Origin of the sequence: Acidovorax kalamii, assembly GCF_002245625.1 — a bacterium.
Taxonomy (GTDB): Bacteria; Pseudomonadota; Gammaproteobacteria; order Burkholderiales; family Burkholderiaceae_C; genus Acidovorax; species Acidovorax kalamii.
Map to the genome: position 1 here is coordinate 209,218 of NZ_NOIG01000006.1, position 26,663 is coordinate 235,880.

Consider the following 26,663-nt stretch of genomic DNA (forward strand, 5'->3'; position numbering starts at 1 on the left):
TCTCGGCATATGTCCGTTCCTGGCCTCAAGCAGGCGCCGGTGTATGTTTCCAGCCCCCAGCCCCGCATCTCCCCATCAATGCTTGAACTGCTTGTCGCACCCCATCACATGGTTGTAGCTGCTCGACATGCACTGGTAGAACAATTTCTTGTTGCCCGACGACGCCTGGCAGTCTGACACGCTGTATTTGCCCCGGGCCTCGCGGATCTTGGGGGCTGCCTTGTCGTATTCGGCCTGGGCCATGTAGCCGTCGCGCACGTTTTTCTGGCCCACCTCCAGCATCTGGTCGGCCTGGTAGTGGATGTTGTCCACGGCGGCGGCGCAGTTCAGGGGCACCTGTTTGCTGTCCACCTTTTCCAGCGCCTTCTTCATGCCCTGGCCAAACTCCTCCACGTCTTTGGGGATCTTCTTGGTGCCGTCGGGGTTGTACTGCTGGGCGGGCTTGGCGGACTGCGATGCGCTCCGGGTGCTGCCGTTGTTGCTTTGCAGCTTGAGGGGCTCGGCGTCCTGCTTGGCAGGCGGAGGTTGTGATCCGTAGTGGGTCTTGCCGTCGGCATCCACCCACTTGTACACGGGCTGCGCCTGGGCCGTGCCCAGCGCCCAGCACACCATGGCGGCCAGGGCCACCCCACACAGCTTGTTCATGGTTTTCCCTCCAAAAATATGAATCAAATCGGTGCTTTGCGCGCTTCCACCATGCGCTTATAGCTACTCTATTTATAGCAAACACTCGCCCACCCGCTTCCATCTGCAGCAGCGGGTGCTGCGGCAGATGCGGATGGAGGCATCAGGGCAGGTCCTTGTTCACCTCGGGCGCCGATGCATCGCGCGGGCCGATGGTGCCCAGGCGGCCCTTGAGCGACTGGGGCTGGCCGGTGAGCATGGCGGCGTAGTTGGTGGTATTGGCCAGCACCTTCTTCACGTAGTCGCGGGTTTCGGCAAAGGGCACGTTTTCAGCCCAGATGGCGGCGTCCAGCACGGGGCCGTTGCGCCAGCTGCGCGGGCGGCCAGGGCCCGCGTTGTAGGCGGCAGCCGCCATGGGCATGGAGCCTGCAAAGTCGTCCAATGCGAGCTTGAGGTAGGCGGTGCCGATGGTGATGTTGGTGTCGCGGTCGTTGATCTGGTCGGCGGTGAAGTTGTTCAGGCCGATCTTCTTGGCCGTCCAGCGCGCGGTGGCGGGCATGACCTGCATGAGGCCCGAGGCGCCCACATGCGAACGTGCGTCCATGATGAAGCGGCTTTCCTGGCGGATCAGGCCATACACATAGGCCGGGTCCAGCCCAATGCCGTTGGCGCGCTCGACCACTGCGCTGCGGAAGGGGGTGGGAAAGCGCTGCGTGGCATCCACCACGCTTTTGGTGCGCTCGCTGGTGTTGATGCAGCGGTCCCACACCTCGCGCTGGCAGGCGAAGTCGGCAGCGGCCAGCAGTTCGCGGTCGCCCATGCCGCCGCTCTGGTGCAGGTTGGTGGTGTAGTTCCACTCGCGCACGCCTTCGCTGCGCAGGCCCAGCAGGATGGCGTACAGGGCACGGTTCAGGCCCGGGTTGGCGCGGGCACCCGCTTTTTCTTCAGCGGTAAGGGGCGCCGGGGCGGGGGGCGTGGTGATGCGCTGGCCCAGCTCTTCCATGGCCAGCATTTCGTAGAAGCCCCGCGTGCTGGCAATGCCTTCGAGCAGCTGGCGCGCTTCTGCGCGCTCGGCGTCGGTCACGCGGCCCGACAACAGTGCGCGCGCCTTCCAGTACACCCAGGTGCTGTCCTGGCGGGCGTCGGGGCCCATCGCATCGACAGCCTTGCCCACGGCTTTCCACTGCCCGGCGCGCAAGGCCGCGCGCACCTTCCAGCCCAGCAGGTCGTCGTTCAGGTCGGTGTCCTTGGTGACGTTGGCAAAGTAGCCCGCCGCGTTGGACGAGAGCTTTTGTGCGGCCGCCTTGCCGATCACGCCCCAGGCCCAGTTGCGCTCTTCGGCCGAGAGGTGCACGCCCCATTTGTTGTCCAGCTGCTGCGCGGCGCCGTCCGGGTCGCTGCCTGCGAGCTTGATCAGGGCCAGCAGCACCAGCTCTTGCCGGGCGTTGCCGCGTGCCGTGGCGCGTGAGAGCAGGAACTTGGTGGGCGCGTCCAGCACCTCCTTGAGCTGCGGCAGCGCGTCGGGCGAGACGATTTCGACCGCGTTGCGCACCACACGCGGGCGGTTGGCCTCCACGCCCAGTCGCGCCTTGCGCCAGATGTCGAGCGCGCTGAGCTTCTTGTAGCTGTACAGCTCGCTGGCGGCATGGGTGCAGCCGTCGTCGGCATCGCGGATGGCATACCAGTTGCTGCGCACATCGTCGGCCACGGTGGCGGGTGCGGAGCCTTTCAGGGTGTCGATCAGCAGCGCGTAGCAGCGCACTTCACGGTCGTCCGACATGCGGTAGGCGGGGTGCTGCTCGGCAAACTGCGCCCAGTTGCGCCGCTGGCCCAGCAGCAGCAGCCAGTCGTTGCGCATGCGGTCCTCCTGGTAGCTGCCGGCGTAGCGCTGCATGAAGGACTGGATTTCTGCGGGCTGGGCCTCGGCCAGGCGCACGCGCAGTTCCCAGTAGGCGGCCCAGGGCTCCAGCGCATGGCCACGGGCGGAAGGCAGCAGTTGCTCCAGCCGCTTGCGGTCGCCCTTGCGGAAGGCCTGCTGCATCTCCAGCAGGGTGTCGTCCCCCTTGCTGTTTTGCGCCTGGACAAGGGGGGCCGCCATGGCAAGCAGGGCACTGGCGACAAGCGGTGTCAGAATTCGAAACAATTGCATGGGGGAATTATGTGATGGACAAAGCAGCCCTTCGGCGCGCATTGATAGAAGAACGCCTCAATCTGCCCGACCGCCTACAGCGGTCCGACCTGTTACAGCAGGTGATGCGCATCTGGCTGGTGAACCGGCCCGACACCGTGATCGGCGCCTATTGGCCCATCAAGGGCGAGTTCGACCCCCTGCCTGCCCTGCACCGCTGGAAGGAAGACGGCGAACTGCTGGACGAGCCCCAGTTGCGCCGCATCGGCCTGCCGGTGGTCAACAAGCAGCACAAGACGCTCACCTTCCACGCCTGGTACCCCGGCTGCCCCATGGAAGAAGACGCCTACGGCATCCCCAAGCCCAAGGACACCGAAGTCATCGTGCCCACGCTGCTGTTTGTGCCCTGCGTGGGCTACGCGGCTGGAGGCTACCGCCTGGGCTATGGCGGCGGCTTTTACGACCGCACCCTGGCCACGCTGCAGCCCAAGCCGTTCACCGTGGGGCTGGGGTTCACCCACGGCTTCCTGGACGACTTCGAGCCCGAAGAGTTCGACCTGCCGCTCGACGCCATCCTGAACGACAACGGCGTGGTCTGGCCGGTCTGATCCCTCGGAGCCCGTTGGCGACCGCGCGGCAGGCTGCCAACGGGCGCTAGCCGGTCGGCACGAAGGCCTGTGATGCTCGCCGCGCATCATTCGAGCCGGTTTTTCGCATCGCTGGCGCGCTGCGCAGCCGCTAGCATGGCGGGCTGACCTCTTTTTTTCAGGTGTCCACCATGCCAAAGCTCTACATCGGCAACAAGAACTATTCGTCCTGGTCCATGCGCCCCTGGGTGCTGCTCAAGCAGGCCGGCATCCCGTTTGAGGAAGTGCGCGTGCGCTTCGACAGCTTCGAGGCCGACTCGGAGTTCAAGCGTGTCATCGGCCCCGTGAGCCCCACCGGCAAGGTGCCGGTGCTGGTCGATGGCGACCTGGTGGTGTGGGACACCCTGGCGATTGCGGAATATGTGGCCGAGACCTGGGCCGACAAGCAGCTCTGGCCCCAGGACGCCAAGGCCCGTGCGCGCGCCCGCAGCGTCTGCGCCGAAATGCACAGCGGCTTCACCGCCCTGCGCAGTAACTGCCCCATGAACATCGAGGCCGACCTGGCCGACACTGGCGCGCTGATCTGGCGCGACAAGCCCGGCGTGCGCGCCGATGTGCAGCGCCTGGTGGACATGTGGAGCGCTTTGCTGCAGGAACACGGCGGCCCCCTGCTGTTTGGCCAGTTCAGCGTGGCCGACGCCTACTTTGCCCCCGTGTGCATGCGCCTGCACACCTACGCCCTGCCCGTGCCCGCCCACATCACCGCCTATGTGAACCGCGTGCGCGCCCTGCCCGGCGTGCAGGACTGGATCGCCGAAGCCCTGGGCGAGAAGGACTTCCTGGCCTTCGAAGAACCCTACCGCCTGCGCCACACCGAGGACTGAGCACCGCCATGGCCGTCACCATCTACCTGCGCTACGTGCTCAACACGAGCAAGCTCAAGGAGTTTGAGCACTACGGAAAACTGTGGATCCCGCTGGTCGAGAAGTTCGGCGGCCAGCACCACGGCTACTTCCTACCTAGCGAAGGGGCCAACAACATCGCGCTGGCGCTGTTCACGTTCGAGAGCCTCGCGGCCTATGAGCGCTACCGCGAGGCGTCGATGCAGGACGCGGAGTGCCAAGCGGCGTTCCGCTACGCCGAGGAGACGGGGTGCATCGTGAGCTATGAGCGGAGCTTCTTCAGGCCGGTATTCGCCTGAATGAAGCCGCGCACAGGCGGTCCTTTAACGGAACTGCTTGCGCAAAAACGCCTTGTGCCGCGCGATGTGGGCCAGCTGGGCGGGGGCGATGGTGCCGCCCAGGTCTTCGTCCTCGGTGTTGAGCACCTGGTTGGCATAGGCCAGCGCACGGGCCACCACCTCGTCTTCGCTCACGCCCTGCGGGGCCGCGAGGTCCATAGCCACTCGGCGCATGGCGCGCTGCGACAGCATCCACATGGCGCCAAAGGAATCCCACGCGGCCGCCATCTCCTTGAACTTGTCGTGTTCGGCCAGGATGTCGTTGAGCGGTTTGGCCAGGATCTCCTGCAAGCCTTCCACCTGGGCCTTCAGGGCCTCGAACTGCGCTTCGCGCTGCAGGGCCTCGGCGGCCGCGTTGGCGGCGGCGTCAGGTGCCTGGGGCACGGGCACGCTGCCGTCGGGGTTGAGCTGGGCGATGGTGAGGTCGGACGAGAGGGACATGGTGGGTTGAATATACGGCGCAGCACAGGTTCTAAACTAGCCCGATGCAAATCTACATGGTGGGCGGCGCGGTCCGCGACAAGCTGCTGGGTCGGCCGGTGAATGACCGCGACTGGGTGGTGGTGGGCGCCACGCCCGAGCAGATGCTGGCGCTGGGCTACCTGCCCGTGGGGCGCGATTTCCCCGTTTTTTTACACCCCGAAACGCGCGAGGAATACGCCCTGGCCCGCACCGAGCGCAAGAGCGGGCGCGGCTACAGGGGGTTTGTGGTGCACAGCGCGCCGGATGTGACGCTGGAAGAAGACCTCTCTCGCCGTGACCTTACTATCAATGCGATAGCTGAAAGCGTAGACGGGACGAGCGCAGAGGGCGTTTTTGACCCCTATTCTGGTGCCCAGGACATTGAGGCGCGCGTGCTGCGCCATGTGACCGACGCGTTCCGCGAAGACCCTGTGCGCATCCTGCGCGTGGCGCGCTTTGCGGCGCGCTTCACCGACTTCAGCGTGGCGCCCGAAACCATGCAGCTGATGCGCGAGATGGTGGAACACGGCGAGGTGGACCACCTGGTGCCCGAGCGCGTGTGGCAGGAGCTGGCGCGCGGGCTGATGGAGGAACAACCCTCGCGCATGCTCGAGGTGCTGCGCGAATGTGGCGCGCTGCAGGTGCTGCTGCCCGAGGTGGCGCGCCTGTGGGGCGTGCCCCAGCGGGCCGACTACCACCCCGAGGTGGACACCGGCGTGCACCTGATGATGGTGCTGGACATGGCCGCGCGGCTCTCGGCGCCGCTCACCGTGCGGTTTGCCTGCCTGGCGCACGACCTGGGCAAGGGCACCACGCCCGCCGACGTGCTGCCGCGCCACATCGACCACGAAACCCGCAGCGCCGAGTTGCTGAAAGACGTGGCCGAGCGCCTGCGCGTGCCGGTGGACTGCCGCGAGACGGCCGATGTGGTGGCGCGTGAACATGGCCACATCCACCGCAGCACCGAGTTATCCCCCGCCGCGCTGGTGCGCCTGCTGGAGCGTTGCGACGCGATCCGCAAGCCCGCGCGATTTGCCGAGATCCTGCTGGCCTGCGAATGCGACGCACGCGGGCGGCTGGGGTTTGAAGAGTCTGCCTACCCGCAGCGCCCGCGCCTGCTGGCCGTGCTGGGCGCCGTGCAGTCGGTGGTCACGCGCGAGATTGCGGCACAGGCCGCGGCCAAGGGCCAGAGCGGCCCGCAGGTGGGTGCGCTGATCCACCAGGCGCGGGTGGAGGCCGTGGCGCAGTGGCTCAAGGCGCCCACCGCGCTCTGAACCGACCACAGCACGCTGAAAGCGGCTCTTACCAGCGCAGCAGGCGCGGCCCCAGCACGGCGCCCAGCGCGGTGGGGATGGCGATGCCCGCCAGGTACCACACGGCCAGGAAGGGTGTAGCCATCTCAGGGCAGTGCAAGGCATAGACCAAGGCGCCCAGCGCCCCGGCCAGCAGGCCCGCACCGGCGCCCGCCCAGGCCAGGCGGGTGGGGGCTGCGCCCTTGAGCGCCCAGAACCCGGCCACGAACGCGGGCACCGACAGCGCTGCGATGTTGAACGGGCAGGTGCGCCAGGTGCTGCCCAGGATGAGCGGGGCACGCTCTGCCGCAGGCACCTGCGCCAGTGCCACCAGGGCCAGGGCCCAAAGCACCAGCGGCGGCACGGCCAGCCACAGGGCGGCATGGCCGACCTGCATGCCCGGGCGGGCCATGCGGCGCAGCAAGGCCACCCCGGCCGCAGCCAGGGCCGCCGCAAACACCAGCTTGCCCCAGAACATGGGCAGCGCCATGGTCGCCAGCAGGTCGGGGCGCAGGCCAAACAGGGCCAGCATCAGCACCCCGGCACCCGCAATACCCACTGCGGTGGCCACGGCAAACCGCTGCTCGATGGCGGTGCGCTGCACAGGCCGCTCGTCCGCAGCCAGCAGGTGGATCAATTCATCGGTTTTCATGTCATTCCCCCTTGGACTTGCGCACATCAGGATGCAACAACGGCCGTTCGGCGGCCCCCTGCGACTTGCCTGAACCCCTTTGTGCGTAAGTCATGTCCCTGATCCTGGCGGCCAGGGCCTTGAGCCCCCGGTGCACGCCGACTTTGACGGCCGACTCCGACAGCCCCGTAAGGCGCGCCGTCTCGACCACCGACAACCCTTCCAGCTTCACGTACTCGATCGGCAGGCGCTGCTTGTCCGGCAGGGTCTGCAGCAACTGCCCCAGGTCACGCCGCGCCTCGGCGGCCTCGCTATCGCTGCTGGCAAACAGCTCGCTCGCATCGTCCAGCGGGTCGTTGCGCGCCTCTTTGGCGGCGTGCGAGCGCAACCAGTCGATGAGCTTGTAGCGCGCAATCGCGTGCGCCCAGGCCGTCACCGGCATCTCGGGCCGATAGGTGTGGCGCTGGTTGTGCACGGCCAGCAGCGTCTCCTGCACCAGGTCCTCCACCTCGTCGGGCCGCTGCGCGAGGCGGCGGCGCAAAAACGCGCGCAAGTGGGCGCTCAGCTCCCTCAGAAAGCGCTGGTAGGCGGCAGCGTCCGCATCCAGCCCCTGCAGCAGCAAGGCCCGCAAGCGCTCTTCCACAGTCTCCATGGTGTCTCCCTGCAAGGTATTCGTCTCCAGAGGCCCACGGGTTACAGGCAGCGCAGAAAAATTCTTTGCACAACCGCCGCGATCTTTTTTTGCACAGCGTTGTAACCCGCCCGCTGCGCAGCGCGAATTACAACGCAGATCGGGCAGTGCAACGCGGCCTTTGGGCTTCTTCTGTGCAGCACCCCGGTCGGATTCAACCCTTACCCCAACTTCGGAGAACCGTACCATGACCACCCGCTCCCTCAGCCTTGGCGCCCTCGCCCTTGTTGCCCTCACTTCTGGTGCCGCCATGGCCCAGTCCAGCTCCGCCCCCATGGATGGCGCCAAGCCCGCCATGGAGAAATGCTATGGCGTGTCGATGGCAGGCAAGAACGACTGCGCTGCGGGCCCCGGCACCACCTGCGCGGGCTCGTCCAAGGTGGACTACCAGGGCAACGCCTGGAAGTTTGTGCCTGCAGGCACCTGCACCACCATCAAGACGCCCAAGGGCATGGGCTCGCTGGCACCCATCAAGGCCTGACCCATGGCCCCGCACCTTCTCACCGCTGGCCTGGGCCTCAAGCCCCAGCACTACGACGAGGCGCTGCGGTGCACCGCCCCCGGCCTGTGGTGGGAGGTGCACCCCGAGAACTACCTGGCCGACGGCGGCCCGCGCCTGGCCTGGCTGGAGGCCATCCGCGCGCGCCACCCCGTGGCACTGCATGGCGTGTCGCTGTCGCTCGCAGCCGATGCGCCGCCCGATGCCACACACCTGGCGCGGCTGGCCGCCCTGGCAAGGCGCGTGGAGCCGGTGATCGTCTCGGAGCACCTGGCCTGGTCCACCTGGCGCGGGCAGTACCTGCCCGACCTGTTGCCGTTTCCGCGCACGCACGCGGCACTGCACCGCATCGCCGGCAACATCGCCCGCACGCAAGATGTGCTGCAGCGCCCCATCGCCATCGAGAACCCCACGCATTACCTGCACATCGACGGCCACGACTGGGCGGAAACCGATTTTCTGGCCGAGCTGGTGCTGCGCACTGGTTGCACCCTGCTGCTGGACGTGAACAACGTGTACATCAGCGCCAACAACCTGGGATTTAGCGCACAGGCCTACCTCGAAGCTTTCCCCCTGCACGCTGTGGCAGAGATCCACCTGGCAGGCCACCATGCCGACCCGGTGCATGGCAATGCTCTGCTGATCGACAGCCACGATGCGCCCATCGCGCCAGCGGTGTGGGCGCTGTACGAGCAGGTGATGGCGCGCACCGGCCCCGTGCCCACCCTGATCGAACGCGACGACCAGTTGCCTACCTTCAATGAACTGCTGGCCGAGCGGGAGCAGGCCCACCGTGCGCTCGCCCATGCACAGCCCCGGGAGGTTGCATGCAGCTGAGCACCTTTCAGGACGGCTTCTCTGCCGCGTTGCTCGGCCAGGCAGCAGATGCACCGTGGCTGTCTGCATTGGAAGCTCAGCCCGGTTTTGCCGTGTACCGCAACACCGTGCTCAAGGGCTGCATTGATGCGCTGCAGGCCAATTACCCCACGGTGTGCCAGCTGGTGGGCGAAGACTGGTTCCGCGCCGCTGCGGCGGTGTTTGCCCGCGCGCAGCCGCCGCGTGACGGCCTGCTGGTGGACTATGGCGCGGGGTTTGCCGACTTTCTGGCCGGTTTTGCACCGGCGGCCGAACTGCCCTACCTGAGCGCCGTGGCGCACCTGGACCGCTGCTGGACCGCATGCCATCTGGCGGCAGACGCCACCGCCGTGGACCGCCACTGGCTGGCACAGCAGGCCCCTGCCACCTTGCCCCACGCATCACTGCAGCCGCACCCCGCCGCGCGCTGGGCCTGGTGTGAAGACTTTCCCGCCTATGCGCTGTGGCACCACCACCGCGAGGGCCTGGCCCTGCCCGGTGCCTTGGACTGGCACGGCGACGGCGCACTGCTCACCCGGCCCCATGCGGAAGTGATATGGCGGCCCCTGTCCCGCTCCGGCGTGGCGCTTCTGGACGCCTGCGCCCAAGGCCTGCCGCTGGAGACTGCCGCCACCCGCGCCCTGGTGGCCGACCCGGCGACCGACTTTGCCGCCCTGATGACCAGCCTGCTCGACGCGGGCGCCTTGGCGACCATCAACCCACACACCACCCACACCGGCTGAGGAGCCCACCATGCACATCCCCAACACCCCGGCCACCCACGTCCACACGCCCCCCGCCACAGGCCCGCGCATGCTGTGGGCGCGCCTGGCCGATGCAGCCACCTGGCTCACCCCGCACAGCCTGCTGGCACTGGTCAACCGCGTGGCCATTGCAGGCATCTTCTGGCTGTCGGCCCGCACCAAGGTCGAGGGCTGGTTCACCATCTCCGACAGCGCCTACACGCTGTTCCGCGACGAGTACAAACTGCCCGTGCTGCCGCCCGAGCTGGCGGCGCAGATGGCCATCGTGGCCGAGCACCTGTTTCCGGTGCTGCTGGTGCTGGGCCTGTTCACACGCCTGTCGGCCCTGGCGCTGCTGGGCATGACGCTGACAATTCAGCTGTTTGTCTACCCGGACGCCTGGCCCACCCACCTGTCATGGGCGGGGCTGATGCTGTATCTGGTGGGGCGCGGTGCCGGCAACGTGTCGCTGGACCGCGCGTTCGGAGTCCGTTGATCCGTTGAAGCGATAGTCTCTTCAACCACCGGCCGTACGCACCCACCGCACGATGTCTGCCGCCCCCAGCGCGCCCGAAATGCGCGCCACTTCACTCCCTTGCTGGAACAGGATCATGGTCGGAATGCTGCGGACGGCATAGCGCGCCGCAATGGCCTGCTGGTCTTCGGTGTTGAGCTTGGCCAGGCGCACGCGGGGTTCCAGCTCACGGGCAGCCTGCGCAAAGGCGGGCGCCATCTGGCGGCAGGGCCCGCACCACGGGGCCCAGAAGTCCACCAGCACCGGGATGTGGTTGCGCGCCAGCTGCTTGTCGAAGCTGGTGGCATCCAGCTCCAGCGGGGCGCCCACAAACAGGGCGCGGTGGCAGCTGCCGCAGTCGGGCGCGCTGCCCAGCTGGGCGGCCTGCACGCGGTTGGTGGTGTGGCAATGGGGGCAGACGATGTGCAGGGCTTCGGTCATGGGCAGGTCAGGGGTTTTCTGACAAACCACATGGCGTCCACCGCGTGGCGTTTCAAGGGCCGGCAGCAGGCTCTAAAGCAGCTTGGTCAGCAGGCTCACCACAAAACTCAGCAGCAGCGTGGACGCGAGCGGCACATCCCAGTCGCGCCCCAGCCAGCGAAACCGGAAGTCCCCCGGCAGGCGCCCAAAGCCCAGGCGACGCAGCAGTGGCGACAGCCAGCTGATGAGCATCAGGGCCAGGAAGATAACGAGGAGCCAGCGGAACATGGTGCGCCGAGTGTAGGCGCCACCGCATTCGGCTACGCCTTGGCCAGTTCGCCCCGTTCGTCCCGTTTGGCCCGGTCAGCCAGCAGGGCCAGCGCCTGGGCATGCAACTGGGGCGTGGCAGCAGCTACCACCCGCCCATCCGATGCCACCGTGAGCGCGCGGCCCTGCCAGTCGGTAATGCGCCCGCCCGCGCCCTCCACCAGGCAGACCAGCGAGAGGTAGTCGTAGGGCTGCAGCCCCGCCTCCACCACCAGATCCACATGCCCCCCCGCCAGCTGGGCATAGGCATAGCAGTCGCCGCCAAAACGGCGCAGCGCGCACTGGCGGCTCAGCGCGTCAAAACACTGCCAGTCGGCCGCACCAAAGGCGTCCGGCGACGTGGTGTAGATGCGGGCCTGCGTCAGTTGCTCGCACCCGCTGGCCCGCACGGGCTGGCCATTGCACTGCGCCTGCTGGCCTGCCATCCCCGTCCAGCGCTCACCCAGCACCGGCAAATCCATGAGCCCCAGCACGGGCTGGCCCTGGTGCAGCAGGGCCACCAGCGTGCCCCACAGCGGCGATCCGGTGATGAAGCTCTTGGTGCCGTCGATGGGGTCGATCACCCACACGTACTCGGCGTCCAGCCGCTCGCGGCCATGCTCCTCGCCCAGGATGCCGTGCATGGGTGCCTGCGCCTGCAACACCGCGCGCATCGCGGCCTCGGCCTCGCGGTCGGCAATGGTGACCGGGCTCTCGTCCGATTTGGTCAGCACATCCAGCGGGGTGCGGAAGTACCGCAGCGAGTGGACGCGAGCCGCATCGGCCAGGGCGTGCGCCAGGGCCAGGAAGGGGGAAACGGGGGTGGGCAAAGTGGTCATGGGAATGGTCAAGGAAAGAGGTCCGGGCAGTGGTTGGGCAATGAAGAAGGGCCTGCCGCTCGGCATGAACGGGTTGGCATATTTAGTGCTTGTGTATTTTCGTGCAAAAACAATAATTTGCACAAGTGCAATAAAACGCACAATTTTGGTGAACAAATTCCCTGGCCTGCGGCGACCCCGCACTGTTTTTTGGCAACGCACCGTTCTGGAGAAATTCATGCGCACTCGCTCCTCCCTCTTTGCCGCCCTGCGCCTGCTGCCCGTGCTGGGCGCCTTGGCCTGCGGGCTGACCACCGCCCAGGCGGGCACCGTCACGGCCTACACCGCGCTCGAAGAAGACGAGATCAAGGAATACCTGGCGGCGGCCAAAAAGGACTTGCCCGATGTGGATGTGAAGGTGCTGCGCCTGTCCACCGGCGACCTGGGTGCACGCATCCTGGCCGAAGCCGCCAACCCGCAGCACGATGTGATCTGGGGCTGGGCGCTGACCAACACGCTGGACCCACGCATCACCGCCCTGCTGGAGCCCTACAGCCCCAAAGGCAGCGACAGGCTGGCCGCCAAGGACAAGGCCGCCGATGGCAAATGGTTCACGACCACCGGCTACATGGCCGCGTTCTGCGTGAACACCGAGGTGCTCAAGGCCAAGAAGCTGCCCATGCCCACGTCGTGGAAGGACCTTACCAACCCCGTCTACAAGGGCGAGGTCGTCATGCCCAACCCGGTGTCCTCGGGCACGGGCTACCTGCAGATTGCCGCGCTGATTCAGTCGCGTGGCAATGATGAGGGCTGGAAGCTCATCAAGGCCATGGACGGCAACGTGGCGCAGTACATCAAGTCGGGCTCGCGCCCCTGCAAGGCCGCGCGGGCGGGTGAGTTTGCGATTGGTACCTCGCTGGCGTTTGCGGCCATGCAGTCGGTGGACGAGGGCTACCCGGTCAAGATGGTGATCCCCACCGACGGTGCAGGCTATGAATTGGAAGCCTCGGGCCTGATGGCCAGCGCCAAGAACAAGGCCGATGCCAAGCGTTTTCTGGACTGGACGCTGTCGCCCGGCGCGGCGCAGCTCTACACCAAGTACAAGGAAATCGTCACCGTGCCCGGCGTGCCGCAATCCAAGGCCGCTGCGGCAGCAGGCCTGCCCGCCGACCTCTCCAAGGTGCTCTACCCCGTGGACTTTGCCAAGTCCGCCAAGGAACGCGACGCGATCCTGGGCACCTGGCAAAAGACCATCGGCCGCTGAGCCGCATTCCTGAACCGCTGTACTGAACCGCACTCCCCGAGGACCACACACCATGTCCCTGCAGATCACCGACCTGCACAAGAGCTTTGACGGCCAGGTCGCGCTCGAACGCATCCACCTTGCCGTGGGTGCTTCGGAGTTCGTGTGCCTGCTGGGCCCCAGCGGCTGCGGCAAGACCACGCTGCTGCGCATCATCGCTGGGCTGCTGCCTGCCGATGGCGGCCGCATCACGCTGGGCGGCCGCGACCTGGCCACGCTGCCGGCGCGCGACCGGGGCTTTGGCATCGTGTTCCAGTCGTACTCGCTGTTCCCGCACATGACGGTGGCGCAGAACGTGGGCTACGGCCTGGCCATCCGCCGCACACCGCCCGATGTGGTGCAGGCGCGCACGGCCGAGCTGCTGGACATGGTGAAGCTGGCCGACTATGGCACGCGCTACCCGGCGCAGCTGTCGGGCGGCCAGCAGCAGCGTGTGGCCATTGCGCGGGCACTGGCGGTGAACCCTTCGCTGCTGCTGCTCGACGAGCCCCTGTCGGCGCTGGACGCCCGCGTGCGCGCCGACCTGCGCCACGAACTGCGCGAGGTGCAGCGCCGCCTGGGCATTCCCACCATCATGGTCACGCACGACCAGGAAGAAGCCCTGGCCATGGCCGACCGCATCGTCTGCATGCAGGGCGGGCGCATTGCACAGGCGGGCTCGCCGCGCGAGCTGTACCTGGCGCCGCGCACCCGCTTTGTGGCCAACTTCATGGGGCACAGCAACCTGCTGCCGCCTGCCCAGGCACGGCTGCTGCAGCCCGCGCTGGGCGATGCGCCCGAAGGCATGGCGCCCGAATCGGCCCTGCTGTGCATCCGCCCCGAACGGCTGCAACTGCAGGCCAGCGCGCAGGGCACGGGCCGCGTCACCGGCACCACGTTCCTGGGCAGCATCCAGCGGGTGCAATTGCGCTGGAACGACCTGGACCTGCTGGCCGAATCCAGCAGCGCCAGCACCTGGGAGGCAGGCCAGAACGTAGACATCTCGGTGGGCGCACAGGACTGCGCCTGGGTGCACGCATGAGCACCACTGCCTCCCCCCAACTGCCACCCATGCATGCCAGCGAGCGCTGGCTGCTGCGCGCCTGCCTGCTGCTGCCGCTTGCCGCGCTGGTGCTGTTCTTTGGCGTGCCCATGCTGGCCATTGCCTGGCGCAGCCTGGTGCAGGACACGGGTGGCATCGGCTGGGGCAATTACGCCGCGCTGCTCGACACCCCCGGCGTTTGGCGGGCCCTGGCCAACAGCCTGCTGCTGGGTGCCGTGACCACGGCCGTCACGCTGGTGCTGGCCTTTGTGGTGGCGTTTGGGCTGGAGCGCACCGGCATGCCGGGCCGCCGCTTTGTGGCCGGGGCACTGGCCCTGCCCATGCTGGCGCCCTCGCTGGTGCTGGGGCTGGGCTTGATCTTCCTGCTGGGACGCAACGGCATCGTTGGCAAGATGCTGGGTGTGCGGCCCGAGATATATGGCTTTTGGGGCCTGCTGATCGCAGACGTTCTCTATGCGCTGCCGCAGGCCGTGCTCATCGTGCGCACCGCGCTGCGCCAGGGCGATGCCCGGCAGTACGACGCGGCCGAGGTGCTGGGCGCCACGCCGTGGCGGCAGTTTTGCGACATCACGCTGCCGCAGGCCCGCTACGGCCTGCTGAGCGCGGGGTTTGTGGTGTTCACCATCACCATCACCGACTTTGGCAACGCCGTGGTCATTGGCGGCAACTTTGCCGTGCTGGCCACCGAGATCTACAACCAGGTCAGCGGGCAGATGAAGTTTGGCATGGGCGCGGTGGTGGGCATGCTCCTGCTGGCACCTGCCGCGTTGTCGGTGTTCATCGAACGCATGGCCGCACAGCGTGCCGGGGCGGGGGCCGAATCGGCCCTGCCGCCCACACCCGCACGCAGCCCGGGGCGCGACACCGCGTTCTTCATCGCCTGCATGGGCATTGCGGGCAGCATCGTGGCCCTGGTGCTCACGGTGGTGGTGGCCAGCTTCATCCGGCTGTGGCCCTACCGGCTGGACCTCACGCTCAAGCACTACGACATCACCATTGCAGGGGGCTATGCGCCGCTGTGGACCTCCGTCTGGGTGTCGGCCCTGGCCGCCAGTGTGGGCACGGTGATGCTGTTTGTGCTGTGCTTTGGCATCCGCCGCATGCCGGGGCGGCTGGCGCAGGCGGCCACGGCGCTGTCGGCCTTGCCGGTGGGCGTGCCCGGGCTGGTGCTGGGGCTGGCCTATGTGTTCACCTTCAACACGGCCACCTGGCCCTGGGGCATGCTGTATGGCACGGCCATCTTGCTGGCGCTGTGCAACTACTACCACTACCACACGCAGGGCTTCATGACCATGATGACCGGCATGCGCAACGTGCCCACCACGCTGGAAGACGCCACCACCGTGCTGGGCGGCAGCACCGCCCGCGTGCTGCGCGATGTGTACCTGCCCGCGCTGCTGCCCACGCTGCTGGCGGTGCTGGTGTTCTTGTTCATGCGCTCCATGGTCACGCTGTCGGCGGTGATCTTCCTCATCACGCCCTCGCTGCCCATGGGGGCGGTGACGGTGATGCGGCTGGATGAAGCGGGGCTGACCTCGCAGGCGGCAGCGTTCTCTACCTGCATCATGGCGGTGGTGGGGTCGCTGGCGCTGCTGCTGCACGTTGGCACGCAGCGCCGAAAACCAGGTTCCAAGCCCGCCTAACATCGCCACCATGCTGCAAGAAGAACGTTTCCTCCGCATCCGCACCCTGCTGTCCACGCTCTCGCGTGTGAGCACGGAGCGCATTGCACAAGACCTGGATGTGTCGCGCGAGACCGTGCGCCGCGACATCCTGGCCCTGGAGTCGCAGGGCATTTTGCGGCGCGTGCACGGCGGCGTGGTGGCCCAGGGGCCAGAGCCCGAACCCCCGCTGGCCGTGCGCCAGGCGGTGCGCGAGCGCGAAAAACGCGCCATCGCCCGCGCCGCCCTGCAGCTGCTGCAGCCGGGGCAAACGCTGTTCATTGATGCGGGCAGCACCACCACCCTGCTGGCCGAAGCGTTGTCCAGCCTGTCGGGCCTGACCATCATCACCAACGGGCTGAACGTGGCGCTCAAGCTCGCTGCGGCCGACGCCGGGCGCAGCGCACGCAACGACGTGATCCTGCTCGGAGGCCGCACCGACCCTGCCGTACAGGCCACGCACGGCGACACCACCGTGGCCGAAATCCACCGCTACCGCGCCGATGTGGCCCTGCTCTCGCCCGTGGGCATCAGCGTGCACAGTGGCGCCACCAGCTTTGAACACCACGAGGCCGCCGTGGCCCGCGCCATGGCCGCGCAGGCCAAGGAGCTGATCTTGCTGGCCGACCACAGCAAGGTGGGGCAAGCCAGCCGCGTGACCTATGCCAGCCTGGTCGATGTGGGCACACTGGTCACCGACGCAGGCGCCCGCGCCCTGCCCGCCTTCTCGGCACTGCAGGCAGCGGGCTGCCACATCGTGGTGGCCTGATCAATTCAGAAGGGGCGGAGCACACCATGGCCTACCAGCACACGATTGGCGGCGAGCGCTGGCAGTTCAGCGACCTGCGCGAGGTGATGGCCAAGGCCACACCGCTGCGCTCGGGCGATGCCCTGGCGGGCGTGGCAGCCACATCGGCGGTGGAGCGCATGGCCGCGCGCCTGTGCCTGGCCGACATCCCCCTGTCGCGTTTTCTGAGCGAGGCGCTCATCCCCTACGAAAGCGACGAGGTCACGCGCCTCATCCTCGACACCCACAACGCTGCCGCGTTCGCGCCCATCGCGCACCTCACCGTGGGCGACTTCCGCAACTGGCTGCTGGCCCACAGCACCGACAGCGCCCTGCTCGCCGCCGTGGCGCCCGGCATCACACCCGAGATGGCGGCCGCCGTGAGCAAGCTGATGCGCAACCAGGACTTGATCGCCGTGGCGCGCAAATGCCGCGTGGTCACGCGGTTTCGCAACACCATCGGCCTGCCGGGCCACCTGGCCGTGCGGCTGCAGCCCAACCACCCTACGGACGACCTGCGCGGCATTGCGGCGTCGATGATCGACGGCCTGCTGTATGGCGCGGGCGACGCGGTGATTGGCGTGAACCCCGCCACCGACAGCATCGCAGCGCTCACCGGGCTGGTGCACATGCTGGGCGATGTGATCGAGCGGCTGCAGATCCCCACGCAGTCGTGTGTGCTCACGCATGTGACCAACACGATCCAGATGGTGGAGCAAGGCGCGCCGGTGGACCTGGTGTTCCAGTCCATCGCTGGCACCGAGGCGGCCAACGCGAGCTTTGGTATTTCGCTGGCGCTGCTGAAGGAGGCGCGGGAAGCCGCCCTGTCGCTGCACCGCGGAATCCTGGGCGACAACGTGATGTATTTTGAAACTGGCCAGGGCAGTGCCTTGTCGGCCAACGCGCACCATGGCGTGGACCAGCAGACCTGCGAGGCACGCGCCTATGGCGTGGCCCGCGCGTTTGCGCCGCTGCTCACCAACACGGTGGTCGGCTTCATCGGCCCCGAGTATTTGTACGATGGCAAGCAGATCATCCGCGCGGGCCTGGAAGACCACTTCTGCGGCAAGCTGCTGGGCGTGCCGCTGGGTTGCGACGTTTGCTACACCAACCACGCCGAGGCCGACTCGGACGACATGGACACGCTGATGACGCTGCTGGGCACGGCGGGCCTGACCTTCATCATGGGCGTGCCGGGGGCGGACGACATCATGCTCAACTACCAGAGCACGTCGTTCCACGACGCGCTCTATCTGCGCGAGGTGCTGGGCCTGCAGTGCGCGCCCGAGTTTGGCGCCTGGCTGCAGCGCATGCACATCACCGATGTGGGTGGGCGGCTGCTGCCTGCCCACGATCAACATCCAGCACTGGCGCAAATGCGGCAATGGAGGTTGAGCGCATGACACACGAACCAGCGCAACGCGGCATCCCTCCCGACCCGTGGGACGACCTGCGCGCCCATACCCAGGCGCGCCTGGCCCTGGGGCGTGCGGGCGCGGCCCTGCCCACGGCCGAACTGCTGCGCTTTGGCCTGGCCCATGCGCAGGCGCGCGATGCCGTGCACATCCCGCTGGACGCCGAAGCGCTGGCCGCGCAGCTGCAGGCCCAAGGCTGCGCGACGCTCCCCGTGCACAGCGCCGCCCCCGACCGCGCCACCTACCTGTTGCGCCCCGACCTGGGCCGCCGCTTGTGCGATGCCGATGCGCAGGCGCTGCGGGCATCCTCTGCAAACGGAACCACTTCCATCGACCTGCTGCTGGTGGTGGCCGACGGCCTCTCGTCCCTGGCCGTGGCGCGGCAGGCGCCGCCGCTGATCGATGCCATCCGCCAACAGGCGCCCGCAGGCTGGCAGTTGGGCCCTGTGGTGATTGCCCAGCAGGCCCGCGTGGCGCTGGGTGACGAGGTGGGCGCGCTGCTGGGCGCCAGCCTGGTGGCGGTGCTGATCGGCGAGCGGCCGGGCCTCAGCTCGCCCGACAGCCTGGGCATCTACCTCACCTGGCACCCGCAGGTGGGGTGCCACGATGCGCAGCGCAACTGCATCTCCAACGTGCGGCCGGAAGGCCTGCCCCCCGCCGCTGCCGCTGCGCGCCTGTGGTGGCTGTGCCAGGAGGCGCGGCAGCTGGGGCTGACGGGCGTGGGGTTGAAGGACCGCAGCGATGCGGTGACGCTGGCGGCTGACCAGGGCGGTGACGCAGCGCAGCTGCGTTGAGCCCCCCCAAGGCACCGTACAAAGCAGCTCCAAACCGAGCGCCAGCCTCTGAACCCGCGCTGCAACGCCCTCCCATCTCTGCCCCAGGGCGGGACGGCAAGGCCACCAGCGCCGCCTACAGCCGGTGCGAGCGGTCTCCGTGGCTAAACCCCAGCGGCTCCCACGCTTCGCCCGCCCCCACGGCCAGCACCTTGAACAGCTCGCCCATCTCGTGTTCCATGATCAGTTTGGCCGCTGTCGCGCGCTCCTCCTGCGGTAGCTGCTCCATTTTTGGTAGCAACCCACAGTTGATGAGGAAATGCGCCTGCGTGGTGTAACCCAGCACGTTCAGGCCCGCCTCCTGCGCGGCCAGCGCCATGGCGGTGAAGTTGACGTGGGCGGTGATGTCCTTGAGCCCCACCGCCACCAGCGGGTCGCCATCGGTCAGGTGGCCCTGGTGGCACATCACGGTGCCCATGTGGCGCTGGGGGTGGTAGTACTCGTCTTCGCCAAATCCATAGTCCAGCAAGAAGGCTGCACCGCGCGTGAGCCGGTCGGCCAGCATGCGCATGAAGCCTTCCCCCTGCGGGTGGATCTCGGTCAGGTAGTCCTGCGGGCCTTCGATATCGATGGGCGGGCGCAGCTCGGTGGGGCGGTCGGCCCAGGCAAAGCGGCCATCTTCGGCCACCACCACGCCGCGCTCATGCCACACACCGCCCTGCTGGCCGCCGTGGCGGGCGAGCAGTTGCACGGGCATGGCATCGAGCACCTCGTTGCCCACCACCACGCCGCTGAATTTCTCGGGCAGTGCATCCACCCAGCGCAGCTTGTGGGCGTGGGCGACCAGCTTGGCCTGCTGGCGCGCGCGCAGGCTGCCCGACAGATCAACGATGGTGTAGCGCTGCACCTGATCGCCCAACGCATCCAGCAACTGCAGGGCCAGCGCGCCGGAGCCCGCGCCGAACTCCCACACCTCGTCGGTCCCGGTCTGCGCCAGGGCTTCGCCCACCTGCACGGCCAGCGTCTGGCCGAATAGATCTGTCATCTCGGGTGCGGTCACAAAGTCGCTGCCCGATTCGGGCATGGCGCCGAACTTGGTGGAATCGTTGGCGTAGTAGCCCAGGCCGGGGGTGTAGAGGGCCAGCGCCATGAAGCGGTCAAACCCCAGCCAGCCCCCTTCGGCGGCAATGGCCTGGGCGATGTGCTGGTGCAGGGCGGTCGTTAAACTGTCGGGTCTTTGGGTCACGGCCCGCATTGTCCCCCAGCTCCCATGCCTCACCCCACCCATCCGCGCACCGTTCTGGTCACAGGCGCCGCCAAGCGCCTGGGCCGCAGCATTGCACTGACGCTGGCGGCAGGGGGATGGCAGGTGGCGGTGCACTACCGCTCATCGCAGCAGGATGCTATGGATACCGTAGCTGCCTGTGCCCAACTGACGGGCGGTAGCGCCCTTTTTGATGCAGATTTTGAAGACGAGACCGCCGTGCGCGCCCTGCTGCCCCGCGTGGTGGCGCACTTTGGCCGCGTGGATGCGGTGGTCAACAGCGCCTCGCTGTTCGAGCACGACAACGCCGAGACCTTCGGTTTTGCCGCACTCGAAAAACACCTGCGCAGCAACACCGCCACCCCCGTGCTGCTGGCCCAGGCGCTGCACCAGCATGTGGCCGATCGCGTGGCGGCGGGCGAGGCCGATGCGCAGGGCGCTGTGGTCAACCTGCTGGACCAGAAGCTCTGGAACCAGAACCCCGACTTTGTGAGCTACACGCTCTCCAAGGCCGCGCTGGAGGCGGCGGGCACCATGCTGGCCCTGGCGCTGGCGCCGCGCGTGCGGGTGGTGGGCGTGGCACCCGGCCTCACGCTCACCAGCCACATGCTCAGCGACGACAAGTTTGCACAGCTGCATGCGCTCTCCCCGCTGGGCCGCTCGTCCACCGCCGAGGACGTCGCCGCCACCGTGAAGTTCGCGCTGGAGAACCGGTCGATCACCGGCACCACGCTGCTGGTGGATGGTGGCCAGCACCTGATGAAGTTTGACCGCGATTTTTCGCTGATGTGAGCGCCCGCACACACGCATATATATACAAACAGGCCCACCCAAGCCAGGACCTCTTTCCATGACCCACGCTGTTGGCACCCAGATCCTCACGCTCACCGGACTGCGCTTTGACGCCAACCTGGGCATCCTCGACCACGAAAAGACCGACCCGCAGCCCATCCAGGTGGATGCCGAACTGAGCCTGGGCGTGCAACCGCTGGCCCCGCGCGACGACGACATCGGCCATGTGCTGGACTACCGGCGTGTGCGCCAGATCATCATCGACGAGTGCACGGCCGAGCATGTGAACCTGCTGGAGAGCCTGATCGGCAAGCTGGCCAACCGCCTGATGCAGCTGCCCGGCGTGCTGGGCGTGCGGGTGAAGATCGCCAAGCTGGAGATTTTTGACGACTGCGAAGTGGCGATCCGCATGGAAACCGGGCAGTGGTAAGCCCCCCTGCCCCTGCCGCCCGAACGGCGGGAATGAGACAATCGGGGGATGAGTACCGTCTGGACAGAAGCCGAATCCCCCGCCGTGGCCGCCCCTGCGCCCGCTACTGCGCCACGCCCTGAGATCAAGATCGAGCGCGAAACCCACAAGCTGGAAAAGCGCCTGTGCCGCGAGGTGGGCAAGGCGATTGTGGACTTCAACATGATCGAAGAGGGCGACAAAGTGATGGTGTGCATGTCCGGCGGCAAGGACAGCTACACCCTGCTGGACATCTTGCTCAAGCTCAGGGCCCGCGCGCCCATCCACTTTGACCTGGTGGCCGTGAACCTGGACCAGAAGCAGCCCGGATTCCCCGAGCATGTGCTGCCCGAGTACCTGAAGAGCACCGGCGTGCCCTTCCACATCGAGAACGAAGACACCTACAGCATCGTCAAGAAGCTGATCCCCGAGGGCAAGACCACCTGCAGCCTGTGCAGCCGCCTGCGCCGGGGCATTCTGTACCGCGTGGCCGATGAGCTGGGCTGCACCAAGATCGCGCTGGGCCACCACCGCGACGACATTTTGCAGACGCTGCTGCTCAACATGTTCTTCGGCGGCAAGATGAAAAGCATGCCACCCAAGCTGGTCAGCGACGACGGCAAGCATGTGGTGATCCGCCCGCTGGCCTACGTGGCCGAGAAGGACACGGCCCGCTGGTCCGCGCACCGCGACTTCCCCATCATCCCCTGCAACCTGTGCGGCAGCCAGGAGAACCTGCAGCGCAAGCAAGTGGGCGAGATGCTGCGCGAGTGGGAGAAAAAATTCCCCGGCCGCGTGGAGAACATGTTCACCGCGCTGCAGAACGTGGTGCCCTCGCACCTGCTGGACGGCAACCTGTACGATTTCAAGAACGCCCGGGCCACGGGCATCGCCAGCGAAGACGGCGACAAGGCGTTCGACAAGGAAGAGTTTGCGGCGCCCTCGCCATCGCTGCCCGGCGTGCAGGTGGTGCAGCTGTCGTGAACTGCTGGGACCAGCGGAACTCTCACAGAGGTCCTTCTTCCAGGAAACTCTGACCATGACACAACGCCGCTGGATTCCCCTTCTTCTACTTGGCCTGGCCACCGCGCTGCTCGCGGGCTGCAGCACCACCCGCGTGGTCGAAGGCCAGGTGCAGAGCTTCTCGACCCTGGCGGCCGTCCCCACACCCGCCACCTACCGCATTGAACGCCTGCCTTCTCAGCAAGCCCCATCGTTTGACGCCATCGCCACACTGGCCGAGCAATCCCTGGCCCGCGCGGGCCTGCAGCGCGACGATGCCGCGCCCCGCCTGCTGGTGCAGCTGGGTGTGCAGGCCGACGCCGTGCCGCGCTATGACCCGTTCCGGCCCTATGGCCCCTACGGCCCCGGCCCCTGGGGCATGGGCGGCTGGTACGGCCGGGGAGGCTGGGGCGTGCATGGCCTGTGGCGCTTTGGCGAGCCCACACCCCTGCACCGCCGAGCCGTCAGCATCGTGATACGCGACGCCGCCAACCAGGCCGTGGTGTACGAAACCTCGGCCGTGCACGAGGACGTGTGGGTGAGCGACCCGGCTGTGTATGGTGTGTTGTTCGACGCCGCGCTCAGCGGCTTTCCAAAGCCGCCCCAGGGGCCCCGCCAGGTGCGTCTGCCCCTCGCACCGCCAGCTCCTTGACACCCTGCAGCCCCCACCAACCTACTGCATGCAAGCCACCCGCATCGTTGCCATCCGCCACGGCGAAACCGCCTGGAACGTGGACACCCGCATCCAGGGCCACCTGGACATTCCGCTCAACGACACCGGCCTGTGGCAGGCCGACCAGGTGGCCCGCGCACTTGCCGACGAGCCCATCGCGGCCATCTACACCAGCGACCTGCAACGCGCCCACGCCACCGCCCAGGCCGTGGCCCGCACCACGGGCGCACCGCTCACCACCCACGCCGGCCTGCGCGAGCGCAGCTTCGGCCATTTCCAGGGCCGCACCTTTGCCGAGATCGAGGCCGAGCTGCCCGAGGACGCCTACCGCTGGCGCAAGCGCGACCCGCACTACGCCCCCGAGGGCGGCGAGTCGCTGGTCACATTGAGAGAACGCATCGAACGCACCGTGGCCCAGCTGGCGCAGCAGCACCTGGGCGAGCAGGTGGTGATGGTGGCGCACGGCGGCGTGCTCGATGTGCTGTACCGCCTGGCCACGCGCCAGGACATCCAGGCGCCGCGCACCTGGCAACTCTCCAACGCGGCCATCAACCGCCTGCTGTGGACACCCGACGGCCTGAGCCTGGTGGGCTGGGCCGACACGCAGCACCTGGACCAACAAGCCGCACGCGATGAAGCCCATTCCTGAAGCCTTGCAGTCCACCGTGGGACAGCGCGTGGACCTGATCGACACCCCCGCCCTGGTGGTGGACCTGGACGCCATGGACCGCAACATCCAGCGCATGGCCGACTTTGCGCGCAAGCACCAGGTGCGCTGGCGCCCCCACGCCAAGATGCACAAAAGTGCCGAGCTGGCCCTGCTGCAGCAGCAGGCGGGCGCCCAGGGCGTGTGTGTGCAAAAAGTGGCCGAGGCCGAGGCCCTGGCCGCCGGGGGCGTGCGAGACATCACCATCACCAACCAGGTGATCGCCATGCCCAAGCTGCACCGCGTGGCGCGGCTGGCTGCCCAGCTGGCGGCGCGCGGCGGGCGCCTGGGCGTGGCGGTGGACCATTCCGAAGGCATCACCCGCCTGGCCGAAGCCATGGCGCAGCATGGCAGCGACGCAGGCATCGACGTGCTGGTGGAGATCGACGTGGGCCAGGGCCGCTGCGGTGTGCCGCCTGGCGAGGCCGCCGTGCCGCTGGCGCTGGCCGTCTCGCGCAGCCCGCGCCTGCGGTTTGCGGGTCTGCAGGCCTACCATGGCCGCGCCCAGCACCTGGGCAGCAGCGTGGGCCGCCGCGAGGCGATCGCCCAGGTGGTGCGCGCCGCCCGCCACACGCGCCAGCTCATCGAGGCCGAGGGACTGACCGTGCCGTTGATCACCGGCTCGGGCACCGGCACCCTGGTGCACGAGGCCGCCAGCGGCGTGTTTGGCGAGTTGCAGGCGGGCTCCTTCATGTTCATGGACGCGGACTACGCCCGTAACGAGCGCGAGCCCGCACAGCCCGCGTTTGAACACGCACTGTTCGTCAAGACCCAGGTGGTGTCGGTGCGCGACACCCACGCGGTGTGCGATGCAGGCCACAAGAGCCACGCCATCGACTCCGGCCTGCCCACCGTGGCCCTGCTGCCCCCCGGGCATGCGCTGCGCTATGGCAACGGCGGCGACGAGCATGGCCTGCTCTACGCCGATGGCCCCGAAGCCCGCCTGCCCACGCTGGGCCGCATGCTGTGGCTGATCCCAGGCCACTGCGACCCGACGGTGAACCTGCACGACTTCCTGATCGGCGTGCGCGGTGGTCTGGTGCAGGGCGTGGTGGAGCGCATCATCCGGGTGGATGCGCGGGGGGCGCTGACGTAGGCGCAGCCCTCTAAACATTGCGGCTCTAGGGGTTCACCTGCCCCGGTGTGGGCTGGTTGCTGGCCCACAATCCGGCGCCATGAGCCCCAGCCAGATCATCGTCCTTGCCACGCCCGTCTTCTTCTTGCTGATCGCCATCGAACTGGCTATCGGCTTCAAACGCCAGCGCAACACCTACCGGCTGGCCGATGCTGTGAGCAGTATCAGCCTGGGCATGCTCAGCCAGACCAGCGCTGTGTTCACGCGGCTGCTGCGCGTCGGCATCTACACAGCGCTGTTCGAGCATATGGCGCTGTGGCGCAACGATGTGTTCTGGACCAGCCTGCCCGGCTGGCTGCTGGCACTGGTGTTCTACGACTTCTGCTACTACTGGCTGCATCGCATGGGGCATGAGTCGGCCGTTCTGTGGGCCGCGCACGCGGTGCACCACCAGAGCCAGGACTACAACCTCAGCACCGCGCTGCGCCAGACCAGCTCGGGCGCGCTGCTGGGCTGGATTTTTTATGTGCCCATGGCGCTTGCCGGTGTGCCGCCGCTGGTGTTTGCAGTGGTGGCGCTCATCGACCTGCTGTACCAGTTCTGGGTGCACACCGAGCAGGTAGGGCGCCTGGGCTGGTTCGACCGCTGGTTCTGCAGCCCGAGCAACCACCGCGTGCACCATGCCGTGAATGACCCGTACCTGGACAAGAACTACGGCGGCATCCTGATCCTGTGGGACCGGATGTTCGGCACCTTCAAGGACGAAGACGACCAGGAGAAATGTGTGTACGGCACGCGCGGTCTGCTCGACAGCTGGGACCCGCTGTGGGCCAACGCCCAGGTGTATGCGGGGCTGGCACACGACAGCTGGCACGCGCGCAGCTGGCTCGACAAACTCAAGGTCTGGATCAAGCCGCCGGGCTGGCGGCCTGCGGATGTGGCGGAGCGTTTTCCCAAGCCCGCCTTCAGCATGGCGCAGATGCAGCTCTACCACCCGCCCATGTCACGGGCCGTGCAGGGGTTTGCGCTGGTGCAGTTCGGCATCCTGCTGGCCGGGGTGGCCGCGTTTCTATGGCAGGCCGACGCGGCGCCGCTGGCGCACAACGCGATCTGGTTTGCGGTGCTGCTGGTCAGCCAGTGGGCGCTGGGCGCCGTGATGCAGGGGCGCATCGGCATGGGGATGGCGCTGATGCTGCAAAGCGCCGCCCTGGCCACGGCCACCAGTGCGCTGGGGCTGACCGAGTGGCACTGGGTCTTCAAGCCCCTGACGATGGCAATAGCTATTATTTTGATAGCGATAAGCGCTTATTCATTGCGCGCAGACGGCCTTTTTGACTCCAAAAACTGGTGGCTGATGGCGGCGGCACTGGCCGGGTCGCTGGCGGGCGACGTGTTTTTGATGTTTTCCGGCTTCTTCATCCCGGGGCTGGTGAGTTTCCTGGTGGCGCACCTGTTCTATGTGGCGCTGTTCAAGAGCGGACAGCGCTGGTTTCCGCACCGGGGTGCGCTGGTGGCCACACTGGGTATTGGCGTGGCGATGTACGCTTTCTTGTGGGCCGCTGGCTTGCCGCCCGCGCTGCGCGCGCCCGTGGCGGCCTATGTGCTGGTGATTGCGCTGATGGCGGCTCAGGCCATCGGGCGTGCCACCGTGCTGCGCGATGGGCCTGCGCTGCTGGTCGCCCTCGGCGCGGGGTTCTTTATGCTGAGCGATTCGCTGCTGGCCACCAACCGTTTTGTGCAGCCCCTGCCCTGGTCGCAGGTGTGGGTCTTGTCCACGTACTACGCGGCGCAGGCGCTCATCGTGGGGGGCTGGCTGCTGGGGCAGCAGGCGGGCGGCAGCGCTCCGGGCCGTTCGCAACCGGCGGCCCCCTCGGCAGCCATCACGGCCTGAGGCCGCCCCGCCGCTGCGGCG

At 67.5% G+C, this 26,663-nt stretch carries 30 protein-coding genes; 21 read left to right on the forward strand and 9 right to left on the reverse strand.

Going from position 1 to position 26,663, the window contains the following annotated elements; translation table 11 throughout:
• Positions 1–75: 75 nt before the first annotated feature.
• Both CBY09_RS09795 and CBY09_RS09800 read right to left on the reverse strand, forming a co-directional pair.
• A complete protein-coding gene (locus CBY09_RS09795) occupies positions 76–645 on the reverse strand; it encodes a DUF4124 domain-containing protein (protein ID WP_094288965.1) in 570 nt (189 codons plus the stop codon).
• A gap of 142 nt (positions 646–787) precedes the next feature.
• A complete protein-coding gene (locus CBY09_RS09800; protein ID WP_094288967.1) occupies positions 788–2,773 on the reverse strand; it encodes a lytic transglycosylase domain-containing protein in 1,986 nt (661 codons plus the stop codon).
• 14 nt (positions 2,774–2,787) lie between these two features.
• Here CBY09_RS09800 and CBY09_RS09805 point away from each other — a divergent pair, with 14 nt between their 5' ends.
• The 3 genes from CBY09_RS09805 to CBY09_RS09815 all read left to right on the forward strand — a co-directional run bounded on the left by CBY09_RS09805 (position 2,788) and on the right by CBY09_RS09815 (position 4,540).
• The gene (locus CBY09_RS09805) at positions 2,788–3,360 is read left to right on the forward strand and encodes a 5-formyltetrahydrofolate cyclo-ligase (protein ID WP_094288969.1); all 573 of its coding nucleotides are present in this window, start codon (positions 2,788–2,790) and stop codon (positions 3,358–3,360) included.
• Between the two features lie 170 nt (positions 3,361–3,530).
• On the forward strand, positions 3,531–4,223 hold the full coding sequence (locus CBY09_RS09810) for a glutathione S-transferase family protein (RefSeq protein WP_094288971.1): 693 nt from the start codon (positions 3,531–3,533) through the stop codon (positions 4,221–4,223).
• An 8-nt stretch (positions 4,224–4,231) separates the two neighbouring features.
• Entirely contained in the window at positions 4,232–4,540 is a 309-nt protein-coding gene (locus CBY09_RS09815; protein WP_094288973.1) for an NIPSNAP family protein, read from the forward strand.
• 24 nt (positions 4,541–4,564) lie between these two features.
• On the opposite strand, the gene CBY09_RS09820 is transcribed toward CBY09_RS09815, so the two are convergent.
• The gene (locus CBY09_RS09820) at positions 4,565–5,020 is read right to left on the reverse strand and encodes a hypothetical protein (RefSeq protein WP_094288975.1); all 456 of its coding nucleotides are present in this window, start codon (positions 5,018–5,020) and stop codon (positions 4,565–4,567) included.
• Positions 5,021–5,064: 44 nt separating this feature from the next.
• On the opposite strand from CBY09_RS09820, the gene CBY09_RS09825 reads away from it, so the two are divergent.
• Positions 5,065–6,315, forward strand: coding sequence for a multifunctional CCA addition/repair protein (locus tag CBY09_RS09825; protein ID WP_094288977.1), 1,251 nt, complete (start codon positions 5,065–5,067; stop codon positions 6,313–6,315).
• A gap of 28 nt (positions 6,316–6,343) precedes the next feature.
• Here CBY09_RS09825 and CBY09_RS09830 read toward each other — a convergent pair whose 3' ends face one another.
• Both CBY09_RS09830 and CBY09_RS09835 read right to left on the reverse strand, forming a co-directional pair.
• The gene (locus tag CBY09_RS09830; RefSeq protein ID WP_094288979.1) at positions 6,344–6,985 is read right to left on the reverse strand and encodes an NrsF family protein; all 642 of its coding nucleotides are present in this window, start codon (positions 6,983–6,985) and stop codon (positions 6,344–6,346) included.
• 1 nt (position 6,986) lies between these two features.
• Positions 6,987–7,631 carry a sigma-70 family RNA polymerase sigma factor gene (locus CBY09_RS09835; protein ID WP_276208272.1) on the reverse strand — a complete coding sequence of 215 codons (645 nt, stop codon included), beginning with the start codon at positions 7,629–7,631 and terminating at the stop codon, positions 6,987–6,989.
• 211 nt (positions 7,632–7,842) lie between these two features.
• On the opposite strand from CBY09_RS09835, the gene CBY09_RS09840 reads away from it, so the two are divergent.
• The 4 genes from CBY09_RS09840 to CBY09_RS09855 all read left to right on the forward strand — a co-directional run bounded on the left by CBY09_RS09840 (position 7,843) and on the right by CBY09_RS09855 (position 10,248).
• Positions 7,843–8,136 carry a BufA1 family periplasmic bufferin-type metallophore gene (locus CBY09_RS09840; protein WP_094288983.1) on the forward strand — a complete coding sequence of 98 codons (294 nt, stop codon included), beginning with the start codon at positions 7,843–7,845 and terminating at the stop codon, positions 8,134–8,136.
• A gap of 3 nt (positions 8,137–8,139) precedes the next feature.
• On the forward strand, positions 8,140–8,991 hold the full coding sequence (gene bufB, locus CBY09_RS09845; protein WP_094288985.1) for an MNIO family bufferin maturase: 852 nt from the start codon (positions 8,140–8,142) through the stop codon (positions 8,989–8,991).
• Complete coding sequence (locus CBY09_RS09850; RefSeq protein WP_094288987.1) at positions 8,982–9,752, forward strand: HvfC/BufC N-terminal domain-containing protein; 771 nt, start codon at positions 8,982–8,984, stop codon at positions 9,750–9,752. The genes bufB and CBY09_RS09850 overlap by 10 nt, the downstream gene beginning before the upstream one ends.
• Before the next feature lie 70 nt (positions 9,753–9,822).
• Positions 9,823–10,248 carry a DoxX family protein gene (locus CBY09_RS09855; protein WP_240515678.1) on the forward strand — a complete coding sequence of 142 codons (426 nt, stop codon included), beginning with the start codon at positions 9,823–9,825 and terminating at the stop codon, positions 10,246–10,248.
• 21 nt (positions 10,249–10,269) lie between these two features.
• Here the strand turns inward: CBY09_RS09855 and trxC are convergent, their stop codons facing one another.
• The 3 genes from trxC to hisN form a co-directional block, all read right to left on the reverse strand.
• Positions 10,270–10,707 carry a thioredoxin TrxC gene (gene trxC / locus CBY09_RS09860; RefSeq protein ID WP_094288991.1) on the reverse strand — a complete coding sequence of 146 codons (438 nt, stop codon included), beginning with the start codon at positions 10,705–10,707 and terminating at the stop codon, positions 10,270–10,272.
• 72 nt (positions 10,708–10,779) lie between these two features.
• The gene (locus tag CBY09_RS09865) at positions 10,780–10,974 is read right to left on the reverse strand and encodes a DUF2905 domain-containing protein (protein ID WP_094288993.1); all 195 of its coding nucleotides are present in this window, start codon (positions 10,972–10,974) and stop codon (positions 10,780–10,782) included.
• Positions 10,975–11,006: 32 nt separating this feature from the next.
• Positions 11,007–11,831, reverse strand: coding sequence for a histidinol-phosphatase (gene hisN, locus CBY09_RS09870; RefSeq protein WP_094288995.1), 825 nt, complete (start codon positions 11,829–11,831; stop codon positions 11,007–11,009).
• Positions 11,832–12,048: 217 nt separating this feature from the next.
• Here hisN and CBY09_RS09875 point away from each other — a divergent pair, with 217 nt between their 5' ends.
• From CBY09_RS09875 to eutC, 6 genes are read left to right on the forward strand one after another with little or no spacing between them, the layout of a single operon-like run.
• Positions 12,049–13,074 (forward strand): ABC transporter substrate-binding protein, encoded by a 1,026-nt coding sequence (locus tag CBY09_RS09875; protein ID WP_094288997.1) that lies wholly within the window; start codon positions 12,049–12,051, stop codon positions 13,072–13,074.
• Between the two features lie 52 nt (positions 13,075–13,126).
• Positions 13,127–14,134: an ABC transporter ATP-binding protein gene (locus CBY09_RS09880; RefSeq protein WP_094288999.1), complete on the forward strand. Its 1,008-nt coding sequence runs from the start codon at positions 13,127–13,129 to the stop codon at positions 14,132–14,134.
• Complete coding sequence (locus CBY09_RS09885) at positions 14,131–15,798, forward strand: ABC transporter permease subunit (protein ID WP_094289001.1); 1,668 nt, start codon at positions 14,131–14,133, stop codon at positions 15,796–15,798. Before CBY09_RS09880 ends, CBY09_RS09885 begins: the two co-directional genes overlap by 4 nt.
• A 10-nt stretch (positions 15,799–15,808) precedes the next feature.
• Positions 15,809–16,585: a DeoR/GlpR family DNA-binding transcription regulator gene (locus tag CBY09_RS09890; protein WP_094289003.1), complete on the forward strand. Its 777-nt coding sequence runs from the start codon at positions 15,809–15,811 to the stop codon at positions 16,583–16,585.
• Between the two features lie 26 nt (positions 16,586–16,611).
• Entirely contained in the window at positions 16,612–18,006 is a 1,395-nt protein-coding gene (locus CBY09_RS09895; protein ID WP_094289005.1) for an ethanolamine ammonia-lyase subunit EutB, read from the forward strand.
• A complete protein-coding gene (gene eutC / locus CBY09_RS09900) occupies positions 18,003–18,812 on the forward strand; it encodes an ethanolamine ammonia-lyase subunit EutC (protein ID WP_094289007.1) in 810 nt (269 codons plus the stop codon). Before CBY09_RS09895 ends, eutC begins: the two co-directional genes overlap by 4 nt.
• Before the next feature lie 115 nt (positions 18,813–18,927).
• On the opposite strand, the gene CBY09_RS09905 is transcribed toward eutC, so the two are convergent.
• Positions 18,928–20,046 (reverse strand): class I SAM-dependent methyltransferase, encoded by a 1,119-nt coding sequence (locus tag CBY09_RS09905; RefSeq protein WP_094289009.1) that lies wholly within the window; start codon positions 20,044–20,046, stop codon positions 18,928–18,930.
• 15 nt (positions 20,047–20,061) lie between these two features.
• Here CBY09_RS09905 and CBY09_RS09910 point away from each other — a divergent pair, with 15 nt between their 5' ends.
• The 7 genes from CBY09_RS09910 (at position 20,062) to CBY09_RS09940 (ending at position 26,642) form a co-directional block, all read left to right on the forward strand.
• Positions 20,062–20,847, forward strand: a complete 786-nt coding sequence (locus CBY09_RS09910) for an SDR family oxidoreductase (protein WP_094289011.1) — start codon at positions 20,062–20,064, stop codon at positions 20,845–20,847.
• Between the two features lie 58 nt (positions 20,848–20,905).
• Positions 20,906–21,277, forward strand: a complete 372-nt coding sequence (locus CBY09_RS09915) for a dihydroneopterin aldolase (RefSeq protein WP_094289013.1) — start codon at positions 20,906–20,908, stop codon at positions 21,275–21,277.
• Positions 21,278–21,325: 48 nt separating this feature from the next.
• Positions 21,326–22,279 (forward strand): tRNA 2-thiocytidine(32) synthetase TtcA, encoded by a 954-nt coding sequence (gene ttcA, locus CBY09_RS09920; protein ID WP_240515660.1) that lies wholly within the window; start codon positions 21,326–21,328, stop codon positions 22,277–22,279.
• 55 nt (positions 22,280–22,334) lie between these two features.
• Positions 22,335–22,949 (forward strand): DUF4136 domain-containing protein, encoded by a 615-nt coding sequence (locus tag CBY09_RS09925; protein WP_094289015.1) that lies wholly within the window; start codon positions 22,335–22,337, stop codon positions 22,947–22,949.
• A gap of 28 nt (positions 22,950–22,977) precedes the next feature.
• Positions 22,978–23,619, forward strand: a complete 642-nt coding sequence (locus CBY09_RS09930) for a histidine phosphatase family protein (RefSeq protein ID WP_094289017.1) — start codon at positions 22,978–22,980, stop codon at positions 23,617–23,619.
• Positions 23,603–24,772, forward strand: a complete 1,170-nt coding sequence (locus CBY09_RS09935; protein WP_094289019.1) for a DSD1 family PLP-dependent enzyme — start codon at positions 23,603–23,605, stop codon at positions 24,770–24,772. The genes CBY09_RS09930 and CBY09_RS09935 overlap by 17 nt, the downstream gene beginning before the upstream one ends.
• A gap of 79 nt (positions 24,773–24,851) precedes the next feature.
• Positions 24,852–26,642, forward strand: a complete 1,791-nt coding sequence (locus tag CBY09_RS09940) for a lysoplasmalogenase family protein (RefSeq protein ID WP_094289021.1) — start codon at positions 24,852–24,854, stop codon at positions 26,640–26,642.
• Positions 26,643–26,663 lie beyond the last annotated feature (21 nt).